The 15423-nt window shown below is 69.4% G+C and carries 15 protein-coding genes; 6 read left to right on the forward strand and 9 right to left on the reverse strand.

What is annotated here, in order from left to right; translation table 11 throughout:
* Positions 1-12 precede the first annotated feature (12 nt).
* The 3 genes from ACIA8R_RS03355 to hisC are packed head-to-tail and all read left to right on the forward strand — an operon-like array spanning position 13 to position 2266.
* Positions 13-669: an NUDIX hydrolase gene (locus ACIA8R_RS03355; RefSeq protein WP_397036279.1), complete on the forward strand. Its 657-nt coding sequence runs from the start codon at positions 13-15 to the stop codon at positions 667-669.
* Positions 666-1181, forward strand: coding sequence for a GNAT family N-acetyltransferase (locus ACIA8R_RS03360; protein ID WP_364083042.1), 516 nt, complete (start codon positions 666-668; stop codon positions 1179-1181). The genes ACIA8R_RS03355 and ACIA8R_RS03360 overlap by 4 nt, the downstream gene beginning before the upstream one ends.
* A 26-nt stretch (positions 1182-1207) precedes the next feature.
* Complete coding sequence (gene hisC, locus ACIA8R_RS03365; protein WP_364083039.1) at positions 1208-2266, forward strand: histidinol-phosphate transaminase; 1059 nt, start codon at positions 1208-1210, stop codon at positions 2264-2266.
* Here hisC and ACIA8R_RS03370 read toward each other — a convergent pair.
* On the reverse strand, positions 2263-3201 hold the full coding sequence (locus ACIA8R_RS03370) for an EamA family transporter (RefSeq protein WP_397036281.1): 939 nt from the start codon (positions 3199-3201) through the stop codon (positions 2263-2265). The genes hisC and ACIA8R_RS03370 overlap by 4 nt on opposite strands.
* A 160-nt stretch (positions 3202-3361) precedes the next feature.
* Between ACIA8R_RS03370 and ACIA8R_RS03375 the strand changes: the two genes are divergently transcribed.
* On the forward strand, positions 3362-3820 hold the full coding sequence (locus tag ACIA8R_RS03375; RefSeq protein ID WP_397036283.1) for a rhodanese-like domain-containing protein: 459 nt from the start codon (positions 3362-3364) through the stop codon (positions 3818-3820).
* Between the two features lie 292 nt (positions 3821-4112).
* Here the strand turns inward: ACIA8R_RS03375 and ACIA8R_RS03380 are convergent, their stop codons facing one another.
* The 4 genes from ACIA8R_RS03380 to purD form a co-directional block, all read right to left on the reverse strand.
* Positions 4113-5402: a GTP cyclohydrolase IIa gene (locus ACIA8R_RS03380; RefSeq protein ID WP_397036285.1), complete on the reverse strand. Its 1290-nt coding sequence runs from the start codon at positions 5400-5402 to the stop codon at positions 4113-4115.
* Positions 5403-5603: 201 nt separating this feature from the next.
* Positions 5604-6869: a UDP-N-acetylglucosamine 1-carboxyvinyltransferase gene (murA, locus tag ACIA8R_RS03385; RefSeq protein ID WP_357692823.1), complete on the reverse strand. Its 1266-nt coding sequence runs from the start codon at positions 6867-6869 to the stop codon at positions 5604-5606.
* Positions 6870-6946: 77 nt separating this feature from the next.
* A complete protein-coding gene (locus ACIA8R_RS03390; protein WP_364083030.1) occupies positions 6947-7783 on the reverse strand; it encodes a phosphoribosylaminoimidazolesuccinocarboxamide synthase in 837 nt (278 codons plus the stop codon).
* A complete protein-coding gene (gene purD, locus ACIA8R_RS03395; RefSeq protein WP_364083027.1) occupies positions 7780-8997 on the reverse strand; it encodes a phosphoribosylamine--glycine ligase in 1218 nt (405 codons plus the stop codon). Before purD ends, ACIA8R_RS03390 begins: the two co-directional genes overlap by 4 nt.
* Positions 8998-9470: 473 nt before the next feature.
* Here purD and corA point away from each other — a divergent pair, with 473 nt between their 5' ends.
* Positions 9471-10487: a magnesium/cobalt transporter CorA gene (gene corA / locus ACIA8R_RS03400; RefSeq protein ID WP_357692817.1), complete on the forward strand. Its 1017-nt coding sequence runs from the start codon at positions 9471-9473 to the stop codon at positions 10485-10487.
* A 66-nt stretch (positions 10488-10553) separates the two neighbouring features.
* Here corA and ACIA8R_RS03405 read toward each other — a convergent pair whose 3' ends face one another.
* Positions 10554-11462 carry a glycerophosphodiester phosphodiesterase family protein gene (locus ACIA8R_RS03405; protein ID WP_397036288.1) on the reverse strand — a complete coding sequence of 303 codons (909 nt, stop codon included), beginning with the start codon at positions 11460-11462 and terminating at the stop codon, positions 10554-10556.
* A gap of 157 nt (positions 11463-11619) precedes the next feature.
* Between ACIA8R_RS03405 and ACIA8R_RS03410 the strand changes: the two genes are divergently transcribed.
* Positions 11620-12267 (forward strand): GNAT family N-acetyltransferase, encoded by a 648-nt coding sequence (locus tag ACIA8R_RS03410; RefSeq protein WP_397036290.1) that lies wholly within the window; start codon positions 11620-11622, stop codon positions 12265-12267.
* Here ACIA8R_RS03410 and ACIA8R_RS03415 read toward each other — a convergent pair.
* From ACIA8R_RS03415 to ACIA8R_RS03425, 3 genes are read right to left on the reverse strand one after another with little or no spacing between them, the layout of a single operon-like run.
* The gene (locus ACIA8R_RS03415; protein ID WP_397036292.1) at positions 12260-12895 is read right to left on the reverse strand and encodes a restriction endonuclease subunit S; all 636 of its coding nucleotides are present in this window, start codon (positions 12893-12895) and stop codon (positions 12260-12262) included. The genes ACIA8R_RS03410 and ACIA8R_RS03415 overlap by 8 nt on opposite strands.
* Positions 12889-14529, reverse strand: a complete 1641-nt coding sequence (locus tag ACIA8R_RS03420; protein WP_397036294.1) for an N-6 DNA methylase — start codon at positions 14527-14529, stop codon at positions 12889-12891. Before ACIA8R_RS03420 ends, ACIA8R_RS03415 begins: the two co-directional genes overlap by 7 nt.
* Positions 14526-15167: a hypothetical protein gene (locus ACIA8R_RS03425; RefSeq protein WP_397036296.1), complete on the reverse strand. Its 642-nt coding sequence runs from the start codon at positions 15165-15167 to the stop codon at positions 14526-14528. Before ACIA8R_RS03425 ends, ACIA8R_RS03420 begins: the two co-directional genes overlap by 4 nt.
* Positions 15168-15423: the final 256 nt, after the last annotated feature.

A 15423-nucleotide genomic window follows, 5' to 3' on the forward strand; every position in this document is an offset into this window, starting at 1 on the left:
AACGTGCCGTCCATGGTCCCGAGCATCCCGGTCAGCGTCGACCTGGTCGTGCTCACCGTACGCAACCATGCTCTCAGCGCTCTGGTGTGGCGGCGCGACAACCCGCCGTTCCTGCGCCGATGGTCGCTGCCCGGCGGCTTCATCCAGCTCGACGAGGACCTGCCGGCCGCCGCCCACCGCGTCCTCGCCGAGCGCGCCGGCCTCCCGGGCGCCCCGGTGCACCTGGAGCAGCTCCAGACGTACGGATACCCCGACCGCGACCCGCGTCAGCGCGTCCTGAGCGTCGCCTACCTGGGCCTGGCCCCCGACCTGCCGGCCTCGGAGAAGGCGCACATGAGCTGGCAGCCGGTCGCGGCGCTGAACGTCATGGCCTTCGACCACCGCCGCATCATGCTCGACGGGGTCGATCGGGCCCGGGCCAAGCTGGAGTACACGTCCCTGGGCGCGGCCTTCTGCCCGCCGGAGTTCACCGTCGCGGACCTGCGCCGGGTGTACGAGATCGTCTGGGGCCGCCCCCTCGATCCCCGTAACTTCCACCGGAAGGTCACCAAGGCCGAGGGCTTCCTGGTGGAGACGGGCGCCACCACCACCAGAGACGGCGGCCGCCCCGCCAAGCTCTACCGCCGCGGCCCGGCCGAACTCCTCCACCCCCCTATGCTGCAGGAATGACCTCCCACCCGGACCGCGCCGCGGACGTCATCGAGACCCCTCGCCTGGCCCTCGTGCCCCTGCGAGTGGAGCATGCCGCGGAGATGGCGGCCGTGCTCGCCGACCAGCGCCTGCACGAGTTCATCGGCGGCGTCCCCGCCACTGAGCAGGAGTTGCGCGCCCGCTACGAACGCCTGGTCGCGGGCCCGTCCGGCTGGCACAACTGGGTGCTGCGCCTGCGCGCCGACGGCCGCCTGACCGGCTACGTGCAGGCGACCGTCGACGAAGGGACGGCCGAGATCGCCTGGGTGATCGGGGTGCCGTGGCAGGGCCGGGGCCTGGCCGCCGAGGCCGCCCGCGCCCTGGTCGCCTGGTGCGACGCCCAGGGCATCGGCACGGTCGTCGCCCACGTCCACCCCGACCACGCAGCCTCCGCCGCCGTCGCCGCCCGCGCCGGTCTGCACGCCACCGACCTCGTCCACGACGGCGAGACCCGCTGGGAACGCCGCCACCCGCTCCCGTCCCGGTGCTGATGAAGCGCCTGGCCTAAGGTAGTTGTATGCCTCGTTTCCGCCACATCCTGGACACCATGCCCCCCTACAAGCCGGGCAAGGCCGTGGTCTCCGCCGACGGCCGGTCGTACAAGCTGTCCTCGAACGAATCCCCCTACGACCCGCTGCCTTCCGTGGTGGAGGCAGTCGCCGAGGGCGCCCGTCAGATCAACCGCTATCCCGACCCCGGCGCGGTCAAGCTGACCGAGGCCATCGCCGAGCGGTACGACGTGCCGTTCGAGCACATCGCGCTCGGCGCGGGCTCGGTCACCGTCGCCCAGCAGTTGTTCGAGTCGGTCGGCGAGCCCGGCGTCGAGGTCGTCTACGCGTGGCGGTCGTTCGAGGCGTACCCGCTGCTGGCGGACCTGTCCGGGGTGACGTCCGTCCAGGTGCCGCTCGCGGGCGAGGACCACGACCTGGACGCCATGGCGGAGGCGATCAACGACCGTACCCGCATGGTCTTCGTGTGCAACCCCAACAACCCCACCGGCACCGCGATCCGCCGCGACGCGCTGCTGTCCTTCCTCGACCGCGTGCCGGAGAACGTGCTCGTGGTGCTGGACGAGGCCTACCGCGAGTACGTCCGCGACGAGGACGTCCCCGACGGCCTGACGCTCTACCGCGACCGCCCGAACGTCTGCGTCCTGCGCACGTTCTCCAAGGCGTACGGGCTGGCGGGCCTGCGGGTCGGCTACCTGATCGGGCCCGAGCCGGTGGCGGCGGCCGTCCGCAAGACGATCATCCCGTTCGCCGTCAACCACCTCGCGCAGATCGCCGCCGTCGCCTCCCTCAAGGCCGAGGACGAGCTGCTGGAGCGGGTCGAGCGGGTGGTCAAGGAGCGCAGCCGCGTCCGCGAGTCGCTGATCGAGCAGGGCTGGACGGTGCCGCCGACCGAGGCGAACTTCGTCTGGCTGCGCCTCGGCGAGCGCACCCTCGACTTCGCCGCCGCCTGCGCGGTGGAGGGCGTGGCCGTGCGGCCGTTCGCGGGGGAGGGGGCCCGGGTCTCCATCGGCGACCCCGAGGCCAACGACGCCTTCCTCGCCGCGGCCAAGGAGTTCCGCGGTTAGGCGCTGACCTCTTGGGCGAGGGCCGCGGCCCTGGTCCTGGCGCGTCGCTCGGTGGAGACCACCAGGGCGACGCCGACCAGGATCACCGCGCCCCCGGCGATGATCTGCGGGGTGACGTGCTCGTTCACGATCAGCACGCCGAGGATCACGGCGACGACCGGGTTGACGTACGCGTATGTGGACACCAGCGAGATCGGCGCGTTCCCCAGCAGCCAGGTGTAGGCGGTGAAGCCGACCAGCGACCCGACCAGCACCAGGTAGGCCAGCGCCATCCAGGAGCGTCCGGAGATCGCCGTCAGGTCGAGCCGTTCGCCGAGCGCGGTGCCGGTCACGGCCAGGCCGGCCCCGCCGACCAGCATCTCGATCGTGCTGGCCGCGAAGGGGTTGGCGGGCATGGGGATGCGCGCCGACAGGAAGGAGCCGATCGACCACGAGAACGAGGCGACCAGGATCACCACGATCCCGGTGGTGTCGACCGACTGGCCGCCGGTCACCGACAGCGCGGCGACGCCGCCGAACCCGACGAGCACGCCCGCCAGCGTCAGCACGGCCGGCCGGTCCCTGACCATGATCCGGAACACGACCAGCCAGAGCGGCACGGAGGCCACGAGCAGCGCGGCCAGGCCGCTGGAGATGTGCTGCTCGGCCACGGCGACCATGCCGTTGCCGCTGGTCAGCAGGAGCAGGCCGACGAGCCCCGCCCCGCAGAACTGCCGCCACGACACCCGGAACGGCTCAAGGCCCTTCCTGATCATCAGGAAGCCGCCCAGCAGCAGCGCGGCCGTCACGAACCGCAGCGCGCCGCTCAGCATCGGGGGCATGGTCTCGATGGCGATCCTGATGCCGAGGTAGGTCGAGCCCCACACCACGTACACGATCGCCAGGGCGCTCCAGACCAGGAGGGTAGCCCGGCTGTCAGTGGTGTTCGCACTCATGGGTCATGACCTTACCGGGCCACTCGGACATAACACCGGCGAGTATCAGACTTCGGACCCTGGCGGGATATTAGCGATAGGCGGCTTTCGCGCCACTGTTGAGGAGGGCGGGCCGGCTGAGACGATCGCGACTGTCCAGCAATGAAGGGATATGTCGTAGATGTCAGCCGTCACCTCCACCCCGGCCGCCCCCAACGCCGCCGCCCTCGCCCACTTCGCCGCCCGCCTGTCCTTCGAGACCGACGTCTCGGACGTGGCCGCCGACCTGGCCGCCGGCACGCCGGGCGTGGTGGTCGTCGACTCCCGCAGCCGGGAGAGCTGGGACCAGGGGCACATCCAGGGGGCGATGCACCTGCCCACGGCGGAGATCGCCATGGGGGCCGCCGCGCTGATCCCCGAGGACGTCACCGTCGTCACCTACTGCTGGGGCCCCGGCTGCAACGGCGCCACACGGGCCGCCCTGGAGTTCGCCAGGCTCGGGTACGCGGTCAAGGAGATGCTCGGCGGCTTCGAGTACTGGGCCAGAGAGGGTTTTCCGGTCGAGACCGCGTCCGGCGTCACGCGGCGGCCGATCGACGCGCTGACGGCGCCGGTGTCCGGGATCGCGTGCGCCTGCTGAAGGCGCCCCCAGTCCAGCCGAAACGACCGGCTATATCCAGACATGTCGGTCGGCTGATCAGCCCCGCCAGGTGGCCCACAGCCCCTTGCGGACGTATTCCGCGTGAAGGGGAGGGGAAAGTTTGGCGCCCCCGTCCGAATCCTGTCGATCGGGGGCGTTGTGAACATACCCGGATCTACTCGGGTCAACCAATAAGTCCCCAAGAGTCAACAGGATTGTCTGTACCTTTGACTCCCGAGGTCAAGAATTCGGCACCCGTCGCCCCGGAAAGGGGGCGACGGGCCCCGTACGGTCACCGCGGTCCGAGCTTCTCCACGATGAGCCGGTAGAGCTGACGCGGACGCCCCGGCTGCGGGGTGCGGTTCGGCGGTAGCGGCCACGCGAGTCCCTCGTCAACCAGCGTGCGCAGCAACCGCCGAGCCGTGCGTGGCGTCACCCCGAGCATCTTGCCCGCGCCCTCAGCGTCGACCACCGTGTCGCCGCCTTCGAGCTTGGCCGCCAGCCTGGCCAGTACCTCCACGCCCTTCGGTTTGAGCGCGTTCGACCCGGTGGGTGGCATCCGAGGGGCCGGGATGAGGGCCCGGCCCTCGCGGTCCACCGCGAACCCCTGGGCCTGCTTGCCCGCCTGGGTGCGGGCCAGCGCGGCCCGCGCGTGCGACTCCGCGTCGTGTGTCGTACGCCCCATCCCGACGCCCACCTCGACCGCCAGCCCCAGCTCGTCCCGGATCCTGGCCGCGAAGGGCAACACCCTGAACCCGTCGGTGGCCGCGGCGATCGAGCCCCTGGTCGCGGTGACCAGGTAACTGTGATCGTCGATCGGCCAGACGGTCGCGTTGATCCGGTTCGCCTCCTGGACCAGCAGCCGGTGCAGCGACAGCCGCAGCTCGTCGCGCCAGTAGCGTGGCGCCGCGCGCCGCACGGGCTCGCGCAGCGTCGGCACCTCCACCAGCACCACGGTGAGCTGTGACTCCTCCAGCCGGTGATGCGCCCCGAGCAGCGCCGCGGTGTGCAGCGCCGTCCGGACCGCCGCCGAGGTCGGCCTGATCCTGATGACCGGTATGCCTGCGGCATGCAGGCGTTCGGCCACCGCGGGCAGGCACGTCAGTGCTCCCGAGGTGGCGCCCTGGCGGGCCAGCCGTTCGTGGTAGGCCGCGATCGTGCCCGTGGCGCCGGGCTCGTCGCGGCTGTGCACGTCCGTGGCCGGTATGCCGAGGTCGGTGTACGCCTCCTCGACGTCCGCCCTGCTGACCACGTCCACGCTGACCCGTTGCGGGTCCATCCGGGTGTCCAGCGCCGCCTTGGCCAGCGCCGCCACCAATGCCGCTCCACCAAGTTGCACGTAGGTCGCGGGCATCGTCAGCACGCCTGATCGCCTGGCCAGGTCATAAGGGACCGGGCTGGCGAACAGACATGCGTCGACACCGGGACCGAGCCGCGTCACCTTGTCGGGCGCCTCCTGTTCGTCGCGGTACGCGGCCGCGACCAGGCGACACGGCAGCGGTGCCGCGGCGTGACCCATCAGCATGACTCGCTCGACCAGGTCGTGGGGTCCGACCACGCCGATGGTGAGGTCCGGTGTCATGGCGCCCGGGCGTGACACTCGGGGAGTTTCTTCGGCCCTCTCGACCAATGTTCGTCCCATCCTGCCGTCCGTTGCAGTGCTCTCTTTTGGAACGATCGCTCGCGGGGGCCGTAATGTCACGCCCGACTTTTCCGGAAAGTCGTTCTGGTTGACCGCCCGACAAGAAGTCTCAGCAGCTCAACGCGGTTTTTCTCATCTTTTTTAGCGCTCAGAAATCTCTCGTGTAATGTCCGCGCCGAGCGCGCGCATTCGCGACGCGAGATGTGCGTGGCCGCGATCGATGAGGTATCCCGACTCGATGACGGTCTCTCCTTCGGCCGCCAGACCGGCGAGCACGAGCGCGATACCGGAGCGCAGATCGTGCGCCGTGACTTGCGCGCCGGTGAGCGGCGTGCGGCCGCGTACGACGGCCCGGCTGCCGTCGACCTCGACGTCGGCGCCCATCTTGTTGAGCTCGCCGGCCAGGGCGAAGCGGCCGTCGAAGATGCGCTCGTGGATGTAGCTGGTGCCGTCGGCCAGGGCGGCCACGGTCATCATCGGCGACTGCAGGTCGGTCGCGAACCCCGGGTAGGTGTCGGTGATGATGTTGATGGGCCGCAGCGGGCGGTCGCACCGCACGTGCAGCACCGCGCCCTGCCGGGCGAAGTCGACGCCCATCTGCTCCAGCTTGTAGCGGACGACGCCCAGGTCGAGGCCGGTGCCCACGAGGCTCAGCTCGCCGCCGGTGATCGCCGCGGCCATCGCGAACACGCCCGCGTCGAGCCGGTCGGGCATCACGGTGTGCTCGACGGCGTGCAGCTCCTCCACGCCCTCGACGGTGATGAACCCGGTGCCGCCGCCGCTGATGCGCGCGCCCATCTTGGTGAGCATGTCGATGACGTCGAGCACTTCGGGCTCAAGGGCCGCGTTCTCGATCACCGTCGTGCCCTTGGCCAGGGCAGCGGCCATGATCAGGTTCTCGGTGCCGGTGTGGGAGGGGGTGTCGAGGTAGAGCGTCGCGCCGGTCAGGCCGCTGGCCTTGACGTGGATGACGGTCTCGCCCTCGTCGACGACCGCGCCGAGCCGCTTGTAGCCCAGGTAGTGGAAGTCGAGGTTGCGGCTGCCGAGGTTGCAGCCGCCGACGCCCTCGACGATCGCCTCGCCCAGCCGGTGGAGCAGCGCCGGGGTGAACAGCACGGAGCCGCGGAACCGGCGCGCGATCTCGGCGGGCAGCACCGGGCTGCTCAGCCTGGAGGCGTCGATGACCAGCGTGCGCTCGGACTCGTGCAGCTCCACGTACGCGCCGATCGCCTCGGCCAGCTCGATGGCACGCCGGACGTCCTCGATGATCGGCACGTTCCGCAGCACCGTACGGCCCTTGGCGGCCAGCAGAGCCGCGCCGATCATGGGAAGCACGGCGTTCTTCGCGCCCTGGATGAACGCGGTTCCACGCAGTGCGTTGCCACCGCGCACGCGGTAACGGACCATTCGTGCGGCTCCTTGAAATCAACGGTGAGGCTCGATCGGGCCAACAGTAGTCGCTAACACCAGGTGGCCCAGCCGAATCATCCGCTAAAGGAAGCCCCCGTGATGCGCTCATACGCTTCCAGGTATCGCTGCCTGGTGCGCTCGACAACATGGTCGGGAAGTCGAGGCGGGGGGTTTCCGGAGGATTTGTCCCATCCAGATTCGGGCGAGAGCAGCCAATCACGTACATATTGCTTATCGAAAGAAGGTTGCGCCCGGCCCGGCTTCCACTCGTCGGCCGGCCAGAACCGCGACGAGTCCGGCGTCAGCACCTCGTCGCCCAGCGTCAGCACGCCGTCGGCGTCCCAGCCCAGCTCGATCTTGGTGTCGGCCAGGATGATGCCGCGCTCACGGGCGATCTCCGCGCCGCGCGTGTAGACGTCGATGGTGATGCGCCGCAGCTCCTCGGCGGTCTCCGCGCCGACCTCGGCGACCACCTGCTCGAAGGAGATCGGCTCGTCGTGCTCCCCCTGCGGGGCCTTGGACGAGGGGGTGAAGATCGGCTCCGGCAGCCGGGAACCGTCCTCCAGCCCGGCGGGCAGCGGCACCCCGGACACCGTGCCGGTCGCGCGGTACTCCGACAGGCCGCCGCCGGTCAGGTAGCCCCGGGCCACGCACTCCACCTGGACCATGCGCAGCGGCTTGCACACCACGCTGCGCGCCTCCTCGCCCCTGGACACGATGTGGTTGGGCACGACGTCCTTGAGCTGGTCGAACCACCACAGCGACATCTGCGTGAGGATGGCGCCCTTGTCGGGGATGTCCGGCTCCAGCACGTAGTCGAAGGCCGAGATCCGGTCGGAGGCGACCATCAGCAGCAGGCCCTCGTCGGTCTCGTAGAGGTCGCGTACCTTGCCGGAGTGCAGGTGCTTCATCGGGCGATGTCCGTCCTGTGGTGCGAGCCGCGCAGCTCGACGCGATCAACGAGGTCGTAGGCGTTGCGGCGGGCGCTCTCCTGGTCGGGGCCGCTGCCGACGACGGTCAGCACGCGGCCGCCGTTGGAGACGACCTCGCCGCCGGGGCCGCGCGTGGTGCCGGCGTGGATCACGTACGCGTGCTCGGTCTCGGCCAGGCCGGTGATCACGTCGCCCTTCACCGGCGCGTCGGGGTAGTTCTCCGCCGCGATCACCACGGTCACCGCCGAGCCGTCCTTGAACACCGGGTCGAGGCCGAGCTCGCCGGTCGCGCACGCCATCAGCAGCCCGCCGAGCGGCGTCTCCAGCCGGTCGAGCAGCACCTGCGTCTCGGGGTCGCCGAAGCGGGCGTTGAACTCGACCACCTTCGGCCCCTTCGAGGTCAGGGCCAGCCCCACGTAGAGCACCCCCTGGTACGGCAGCCCGCGCCGCCCCAGCTCGGCGATCGTCGGATGCACGACCTCGCGCATGACCTGCTCGGTGAGCCCTTCCGGAGCCCAGGGAAGCGGCGTGTACGCGCCCATGCCGCCGGTGTTGGGCCCCTCGTCGCCGTCGTAGGCCCGCTTGAAGTCCTGGGCGAGCTGGAGCGGCACCGCCGTGCTGCCGTCGCAGAGCGCGAACAGCGACACCTCGGGCCCGTCGAGGAACTCCTCGATCACCACCCGCTCGCAGGCCCGCGCGTGCTCCAGCGCCTGGTCGCGGTCGCGCGTGACGACCACGCCCTTGCCCGCCGCCAGACCGTCGTCCTTGACGACGTAGGGCGCGCCGAACTCGTCGAGCGCCGCGGCGGCCTCGGCCTCGGTCTCGCACGTGCGCGCCCGGGCGGTCGGCACGTCGGCGGCCTTCATGATCTCCTTGGCGAACGCCTTGGAGCCTTCGAGCATGGCCGCCTCGCGGGTCGGCCCGAAGCAGGCGATGCCGGCCTCGCGCACGGCGTCGGCCACGCCCGCGACGAGCGGCGCCTCCGGCCCGACCACGACGAGGTCGGCCCCCAGTCGCGCGGCCAGCCCGGCCACCTGCGCGGGATCGACGGGATCGACGGGATGAACGGTCGCGACGCCTTCGATGCCCGCGTTACCGGGAGCACAGTGGAGCTCGCTGACCTGGGGATCGAGTTTGAGCGAACGGCACAGGGCGTGCTCACGCCCTCCGGAACCAATGACTAGAACGCGCACGTGCCCCATTGTCGCAGGCCCCGCCGCTCCGCCCGGCGCGGGTCTCGGGCACGTCCCGGGGACTTCGCGGGCACCGCTGATGCCGGAACAAGTCCGCATCTTTGTGTGGTTCTACCTGATCCCAGAGCCCTCCGGCGAGTATCGTCGTTTGGGTTCACCCGCCTGTGGTAGGTTAAGGCGGCTTTGCGGCGTCTCTTGTGATTGGAGGTGGTCCGGGATGAATCCTGGTGATCCCAGCAGTACGTGCTCTCCCACGTACGCCCCAGTTACCCCCGACCACTCCAATCCGGCAGCCTGATCGTGCCTCCACGCATTTGTGTCGATTGAGGTGACTTTTCATCGCGCGTGGAGCGTGCCAGGTCGGGCGGAAAGGGACTGCCATGCGCTCGTCCACGCTTTTCCGTCGCATCAACCGTCACCCTGTTCAGCCGCACGTCGCACGTCCGTCGGCCAAGCCGGCGCGTGAGGTCTGCGTGCCCCCTGTCGACTCCATCGTCGAATTCGGCGCCTACATCCAGGGCAAGAAGGTCTGTGCCCCGGGCATCGTCGAGTCCCTCGAACTCGTACGCGAGCACAACAACAAGGCCGACGGCGCGAACGCGTTCGTCTGGGTCGGCCTGCACGAGCCCGAGGCGCCCGAGGTGGAGTGGCTGTCGGAGGTCTTCGGCCTGCACCCCCTGGCCGTCGAGGACGCGGTCAAGGCCCACCAGCGTCCCAAGGTCGAGCGCTACGGCGAGTCGCTGTTCATGGTCCTGAAGACGGTCGCCTACCTCGACCACGACGAGCTGACCGCCAACAGCGAGATCATCGCGACCGGCGAGATCATGGTGTTCCTCGGGGTCGACTTCGTGGTGACCGTGCGCCACGGCGAGCACTGCCCGCTCACCCTGGTCCGCGAGCGCCTTGAGGACAAGCCCAAGCTGATGAACCGCGGCCCGGCCGGCGTGCTGCACGCCATCGCCGACCACGTCGTCGACCAGTACCTCCAGGTGGCCGACCTGATGCAGCTGGAGCTCGAAGAGGTCGAGGCGACCGTCTTCGCCGACGTCAGCTCCCGCGACATCAACCGGATCTACCAGCTCAAGCGGGAGATGCTGGAGATGAAGCGGGCCGTCACCCCGTTGCAGTCGCCGCTGTCGGCGCTGCCGCAGCGCCGCGTCATCCCCTCGGAGATGCGCGAGTACTTCCGCGACGTCGGCGACCACCTGTCACGCGTCTGCGAGCAGGTCGAGGCCTCCAACGAACTGTGCAGCTCGATCCTTCAGGCCGCGCTGGCCCGCTCGAACGCCCTGGCCAACGAGGACATGCGCAAGATCTCTTCGTGGGTCGCCATCCTGGCCGTGCCGACGATGATCGCCGGCATCTACGGCATGAACTTCGACTTCATGCCCGAGACCAAGCAGGTCTGGGGCTATCCGGCGGTGCTGGCCGTCATGATCACTGCCTGCGTGCTGCTGCACCGCGGCTTCCGCCGCAACGGCTGGCTCTGAAGCGGCTTCCGCCGCGACGGTCGACTCCGAGCGGCTTCCGCCGTGACGGCCGGCTCCGAGCCGCGCTCAGACGCTCACGGGCTTGAGCGGCCGAACCCCCTCCGGCAGCTCAAGGCCACGCTCGCGCCACACCTCCCGCATGCGGTCGGGATAGTCGGTCACGATCCCGGCCACGCCGAGGTCGATCATCCGCCCGGCCAGGGCCTGGTCGTTGACCGTCCAGACCGCCACGTCGAGGTCCGCCGCGGCCGCCTGGGCCATCAGCTTCTCGTCGACCATCACGTGCTCGGGCGAGAGCGTGGTGGCGCCGGCCTCGCGGGCGGCGGCGGGGACGTCGTCGCCCAGCCCGCCCTCGTGCCAGTGGAGCGTGTCGAGCTCGATCAGCGCGAACCGCCTGGTCGCCGGGGCGAGCCGGGCCGCGTGCCCGATGACGCGCCAGTCGAAGCTGAGGACGGCGGCGTTGCCCAGCCTGCCGTGCCGGTCGAGCTCCTCCACCACCAGCTCGGTGAACATCTCGGGGTCGGCCGTCAGCTCCGGCCTGGTGGGGTCGGACTTCAGCTCGACGTGCAGCCGTACGTGCTCGGCCTCGTAGGCGTTGACCAGCCCGAGCACCGCGCCGAGCGTGGGCATCCTGGTCTCCGGCATGGCGACCTGGGTGAGCGCGAACGGGTCGTCGAGGTGGCGCGGCAGGCGTACGCCCACGTCGAGCGTACGCAGCTGGGCGAGGCTGAGCGCGTTGATCGGCTTGCCCACGTACGGGAAGAGCGGATCGCCCTGCCGCAGCGGCCGGCGGTCGGCACTGGTGACGGCCGACACGGTGAGGTCGTGCGTGAGCACGAGGCGGCGATCGGCGGTGAGGGCGACGTCGAGCTCAAGCGCATGGACGCCGAGCTCCATCGTGCGGCTCAGCCCTGGCAGGGTGTTCTCCGGCCACAGGCCCCGCGCTCCCCGGTGACCATGAATCTCAACGCGCACACCGGGGACACTACCCGGCGCGAGCCCCGCTGAGGCAGTGCCACGCCGTGTCCTTTTTATCCTGCTACGCCCTGGTCGAAGGCTGAAGACCGCCAAGCGGCCCCTCCGGCCGCTTATTACATGATAAATGCAACTACCTTGCAATAAGCTGGAACCCATGACGGAGGTTCTCAAACACGCCCATTCCGCAACAGTCCGGGCATGGGTGGACGGCTGGGCGATCTCCCGCAGCGCACCGCGGCCCGTCCCCGAACCGTGGGGCCTCAGAGTGGACGTCGGCCTCCCCGGCCACGTGGCGCGGCACATCGTCGCCACCCCGACCCCGGAGATCCTGGCCCACCTGACCGGCACGCTCACCGTCCCCGGCACCTGGCTCAAGCTCTGCGCCCCGGCCGAGTCGGTCACTCCCTCGCTGCCCCCGGAGTGGTCCGTGCAGGAGCAGGAGTACATGATGACCACCGCTTCCCTGCCCCGCATCACCCCGAAGGCCCCCGCGGGCTACACCCTGGCCATCACCACCAGGGCCGGGGTGACCGTGGCCCGGCTGCTCACGGCGGCGGGCGAGGTGGCGGCGCGCGGCCAGTTCGCCGTCGCGGGCCGCGCCGCCGTGGTCGACCAGGTGGAGACGGCCGCCGAGCACCGGCGCCGCGGCCTCGGCACGGTCGTCATGAACGCGGTCGCCGCCGCCGCCGTGTCCCGTGGCGCCCGCACCGGCGTCCTGGTCGCCACCGCCGCGGGCCAGGCCCTCTACGAAACCCTCGGCTGGACCCTGCACACCCCGATGACCGCCGCCGTCCTCACCTGAGAGGACTTTCCTCTTCGGCCGCGATCGTGACCGTTCCGGAGAACAACAGCGGAATCGTCGCGTCCCGAAGAGCTGCGGTGGTCCTGGCGATCCGTTCGTGGGCCGCCACCTTCTCGTTCAGGACGTGGAGGGTGCGGCCGATCGACCTCTGGACCTCGAAGGGGGCGAGCGCGACAGGCAGGGTGCCGAGGACGCCGGTGCTGACATTGGGAATGGGGCTGCGTACCGCGTTGCGCTCCAACCAGTCCAGAACAGCCGGATGGCTCAGGTAGGAGTCGAGGTAGCGCGCGTCCACGTCGCCACTGGGACGGATCCTGATGATGCCGGTGCCGAACACCGAGCCCTCATGCTCCGAGGTCGCCGACGCGTGTCGGCCGATCGCGCCGGTTCGCACACAGGCAATGTCTCCGGGCTTGAGCTGGTAGCGGGCCAGCCTTCCGCTTTCCTCGTCGCTCACGTGATCGAAGGTTCCAGTGATGCGGCCGCCGACGAGATTCTTGGGTTTGATCACGGTAGTGCGCCCGTCAGGGCTCTCCTGCAGCGCGGCACCGGCCGTGAGTTCGCAGATCTCGGCGAGATTGGTCTCGGTCCAGCCGGCGGGCAACTCACCGATCAACGCGCTCACCATGTGAGTCTCTTCAACGCCTGGTCGGCTTCGGCGTCCGCCTTCGCCGCTGCCACATGCAACTGGTCCAGTTCTCGGAGCAGTGTCTCGACGTCCTGCCCTCCGTGCTCCGAACGGCTTGGAAGCTTTGGTCTGACGTACCTGCTGGGATTGAGGTTGTAGTTCTGTCGCCCCAGCTCCTCGATGGTCTCTGCCGAAGAGGGCGGCACCTCGCGCCGCGGCGCCCTCTCCGCGCGCCAGTCGGCGAGGACGCCGGCGATCGCTTCGTGATCCTCGTTCGACAGCTCACGTTGATTGCGGCGGGAGAGCCGCCCCATCGCCGTCGCGTCCACGAACAGAACCTCCTGTCGCGGCCTTTCCTCCCGGCCCAGCACCCAGACGGTGGCGCCGATGCCCGTTGTGGGGAAGAGTCGTGGAGGCAGGGCTATGAGTGCTTCCACCATGCCGTCGTTCACGAGAGCCTTGCGAATCGCGCGCTCGCGCGGGTTCTCGGAGAAGGCGGTGCCGGGCACCATGAGAACCGCGGCTCTCCCGCCGGGCGACAGGCGTTCCAGCACATACTGCAACCAGGCGAAATTCGCGTTTCCGCGTGGAGGGGGGCCATAGCGCCATGGCCGCCGGTACGCCGGATCGTCTTCGCACCAGTTTCTGACGTTGAAGGGAGGGTTTGTGATGATGTGGGAAAAGCGCTCATGAGGAGGCCGCGGGTCGCACAGCGCCTCCAGGGTCTGGATGCCGAGTCGGGCGTCGACGCCGTGCAGTTCCATGTTCATCCGGGCCAGGGGCAGGCTGTCCCGCTGGAGCGTGTCGCCACGGACCGTCAACTGTTGTTCGGGATCCGTCTCCTGCGCGCGCTCGACGGCCGCGAGAAGCAGCTCTCCGGATCCACAGCTCGGGTCATAGACCTGTGCCGGCGCCTCGGCTGCGGTGACGTCGACCAAGACACGCGCCACAGAGCGTGGTGTGTGAAATTCGCCGCCACGCTTGCCTTCCCATAGTGCGAAGCGATCCATGAAGACGCGAAAGGCCTCGGCGGCGCCCATCGTACGGACCGCCCTGTCAACGATGCCGGCGACTTCGGCGAGCATCCTGTGCCCGCGCTTGAGGTCGGGCAGCATGCCGTCCATCTCCCATGCCAGCTTTCGCAGGGCGTCGGTGGCCCACGCCGACTCGCGTCCTCTGTCACCAGATGCATCTGTCCAGCCGGCCCCGTCGCGTTCCCGCGCGTAAATCAGGCCAAGTACCAGATTTCGGTAAGAGCCCACGTCATGGACGCCGCGCAAGCGCTCCAGGTCCCTCCACAAGTCCTCCTCGGGGGTCACCAGAGAAGCGGCGGCCGGCAGCGCGGGTGGGGCATCCACGGTGCCACCCGGCTTCGGCGCCGCAAGGTTTCTCCGGAAGCGCTGGCCGAAGGTGGTTCCCAACTGTTCGTCAGGCAGCAGTCGATTGACCGCGATCGGCCGGTGGTCGAGCCAGGACGCGATCGAGTCGACAGGGAAGTAGTCCTCGCCGCCGATGCGCTCCGGTTGGGGGAACCCCTTGTGACGGCGTTCCCAGTTGCTCACCGCCGGCCGCTTCACCTGGGCGAGCCGAGCAATGTCGGGCCGCGACACGTAACCGTCGGGTGCGGCCGTCACCGCGCGCCTTCCGGACGGCGGGCCAGCACGCCGGGCAGGCGGTCGATGGTTTGGAGCCATGTGACGAGCTTCGGTTCGACGTGGCCGAGCAGGCGATAGATCTTGGCATGATCGGCAGCCAGATGCCGGTGGTGCACGGGCTCGTGATGCATGATCCGGTTACGCAGGAGCAGCATGGCCTGGAGGTTGTCACGCAGCGGCTCCCTGGCCCCCTTGTAGTGCGGGAAGGCGCGGTGGAGAGCGGGCACCCACAAGTGGCGGTCATACCGACGTCCCAACAGCGACACCCAGAAGCCGAACGACAACTCGGCGACCACGTTGTCCGCGCCGGGGCGACGGTTGTTCCTGCGGTGCAACTCGTTCTCCACCCTGAGCACCTTGTCGGCGTCATGCTCCTGCAACGGAGCCACGTGCCACCAGTCGGCTCGCCCGAACCTCTCGCACAGTTCACGATGCTCGGCGTTCCGCAGGCTGATCTCCAACCAATGCAACGGCTGGTAGAACGCTTCGGACACTTCGACGTTCCACTGGTACAGATTCCAAGCAGGCGAACTGTCTCCGCTGAACGCGGCAAGGTACGGCGCGAAGCGTGGCTCGGAGATCGTTCGCTCGATCCACCCAGGCACGTCAGTACGCATGGCGAAACCCTCCAGAGCACGGCTGACTCATAGCGGCACCTCGGGGTATGCTGTAGCTCGTACGCCCCGGGTCCGCCTCTGCTCCGCATGCCGCCCGGGGCACGGCTTTTTCTGCGATCGCAGTTGTACGAGCTGCCGCCTCAGAGGGCATTCGCTGTACCTTGACGGTACACCGCGCCCTTCCCGCGATCAAGCGTATGGCAATACAAAAACTGTTAACCCTCGACGATAGGGGGACAGCAACGCCGTCCCCCTT

Source organism: Nonomuraea sp. NPDC051191, from assembly GCF_044455665.1.
Taxonomy (GTDB): domain Bacteria; phylum Actinomycetota; class Actinomycetes; order Streptosporangiales; family Streptosporangiaceae; genus Nonomuraea.

Coding starts and splice junctions, on each gene's coding strand:
- ACIA8R_RS03375 (WP_397036283.1), top strand. CDS start 3,362: ATGTCAGCCGTCACCTCCACCCCGGCCGCCCCCAACGCCGCCGCCCTC.
- hisC (WP_364083039.1), top strand. CDS start 1,208: ATGCCTCGTTTCCGCCACATCCTGGACACCATGCCCCCCTACAAGCCG.
- ACIA8R_RS03425 (WP_397036296.1), bottom strand. CDS start 15,167: ATGCGTACTGACGTGCCTGGGTGGATCGAGCGAACGATCTCCGAGCCA.
- ACIA8R_RS03370 (WP_397036281.1), bottom strand. CDS start 3,201: ATGAGTGCGAACACCACTGACAGCCGGGCTACCCTCCTGGTCTGGAGC.
- murA (WP_357692823.1), bottom strand. CDS start 6,869: ATGGTCCGTTACCGCGTGCGCGGTGGCAACGCACTGCGTGGAACCGCG.
- ACIA8R_RS03380 (WP_397036285.1), bottom strand. CDS start 5,402: ATGACACCGGACCTCACCATCGGCGTGGTCGGACCCCACGACCTGGTC.
- ACIA8R_RS03410 (WP_397036290.1), top strand. CDS start 11,620: ATGACGGAGGTTCTCAAACACGCCCATTCCGCAACAGTCCGGGCATGG.
- ACIA8R_RS03390 (WP_364083030.1), bottom strand. CDS start 7,783: ATGAAGCACCTGCACTCCGGCAAGGTACGCGACCTCTACGAGACCGAC.
- ACIA8R_RS03360 (WP_364083042.1), top strand. CDS start 666: ATGACCTCCCACCCGGACCGCGCCGCGGACGTCATCGAGACCCCTCGC.
- ACIA8R_RS03415 (WP_397036292.1), bottom strand. CDS start 12,895: ATGGTGAGCGCGTTGATCGGTGAGTTGCCCGCCGGCTGGACCGAGACC.
- ACIA8R_RS03355 (WP_397036279.1), top strand. CDS start 13: ATGGTCCCGAGCATCCCGGTCAGCGTCGACCTGGTCGTGCTCACCGTA.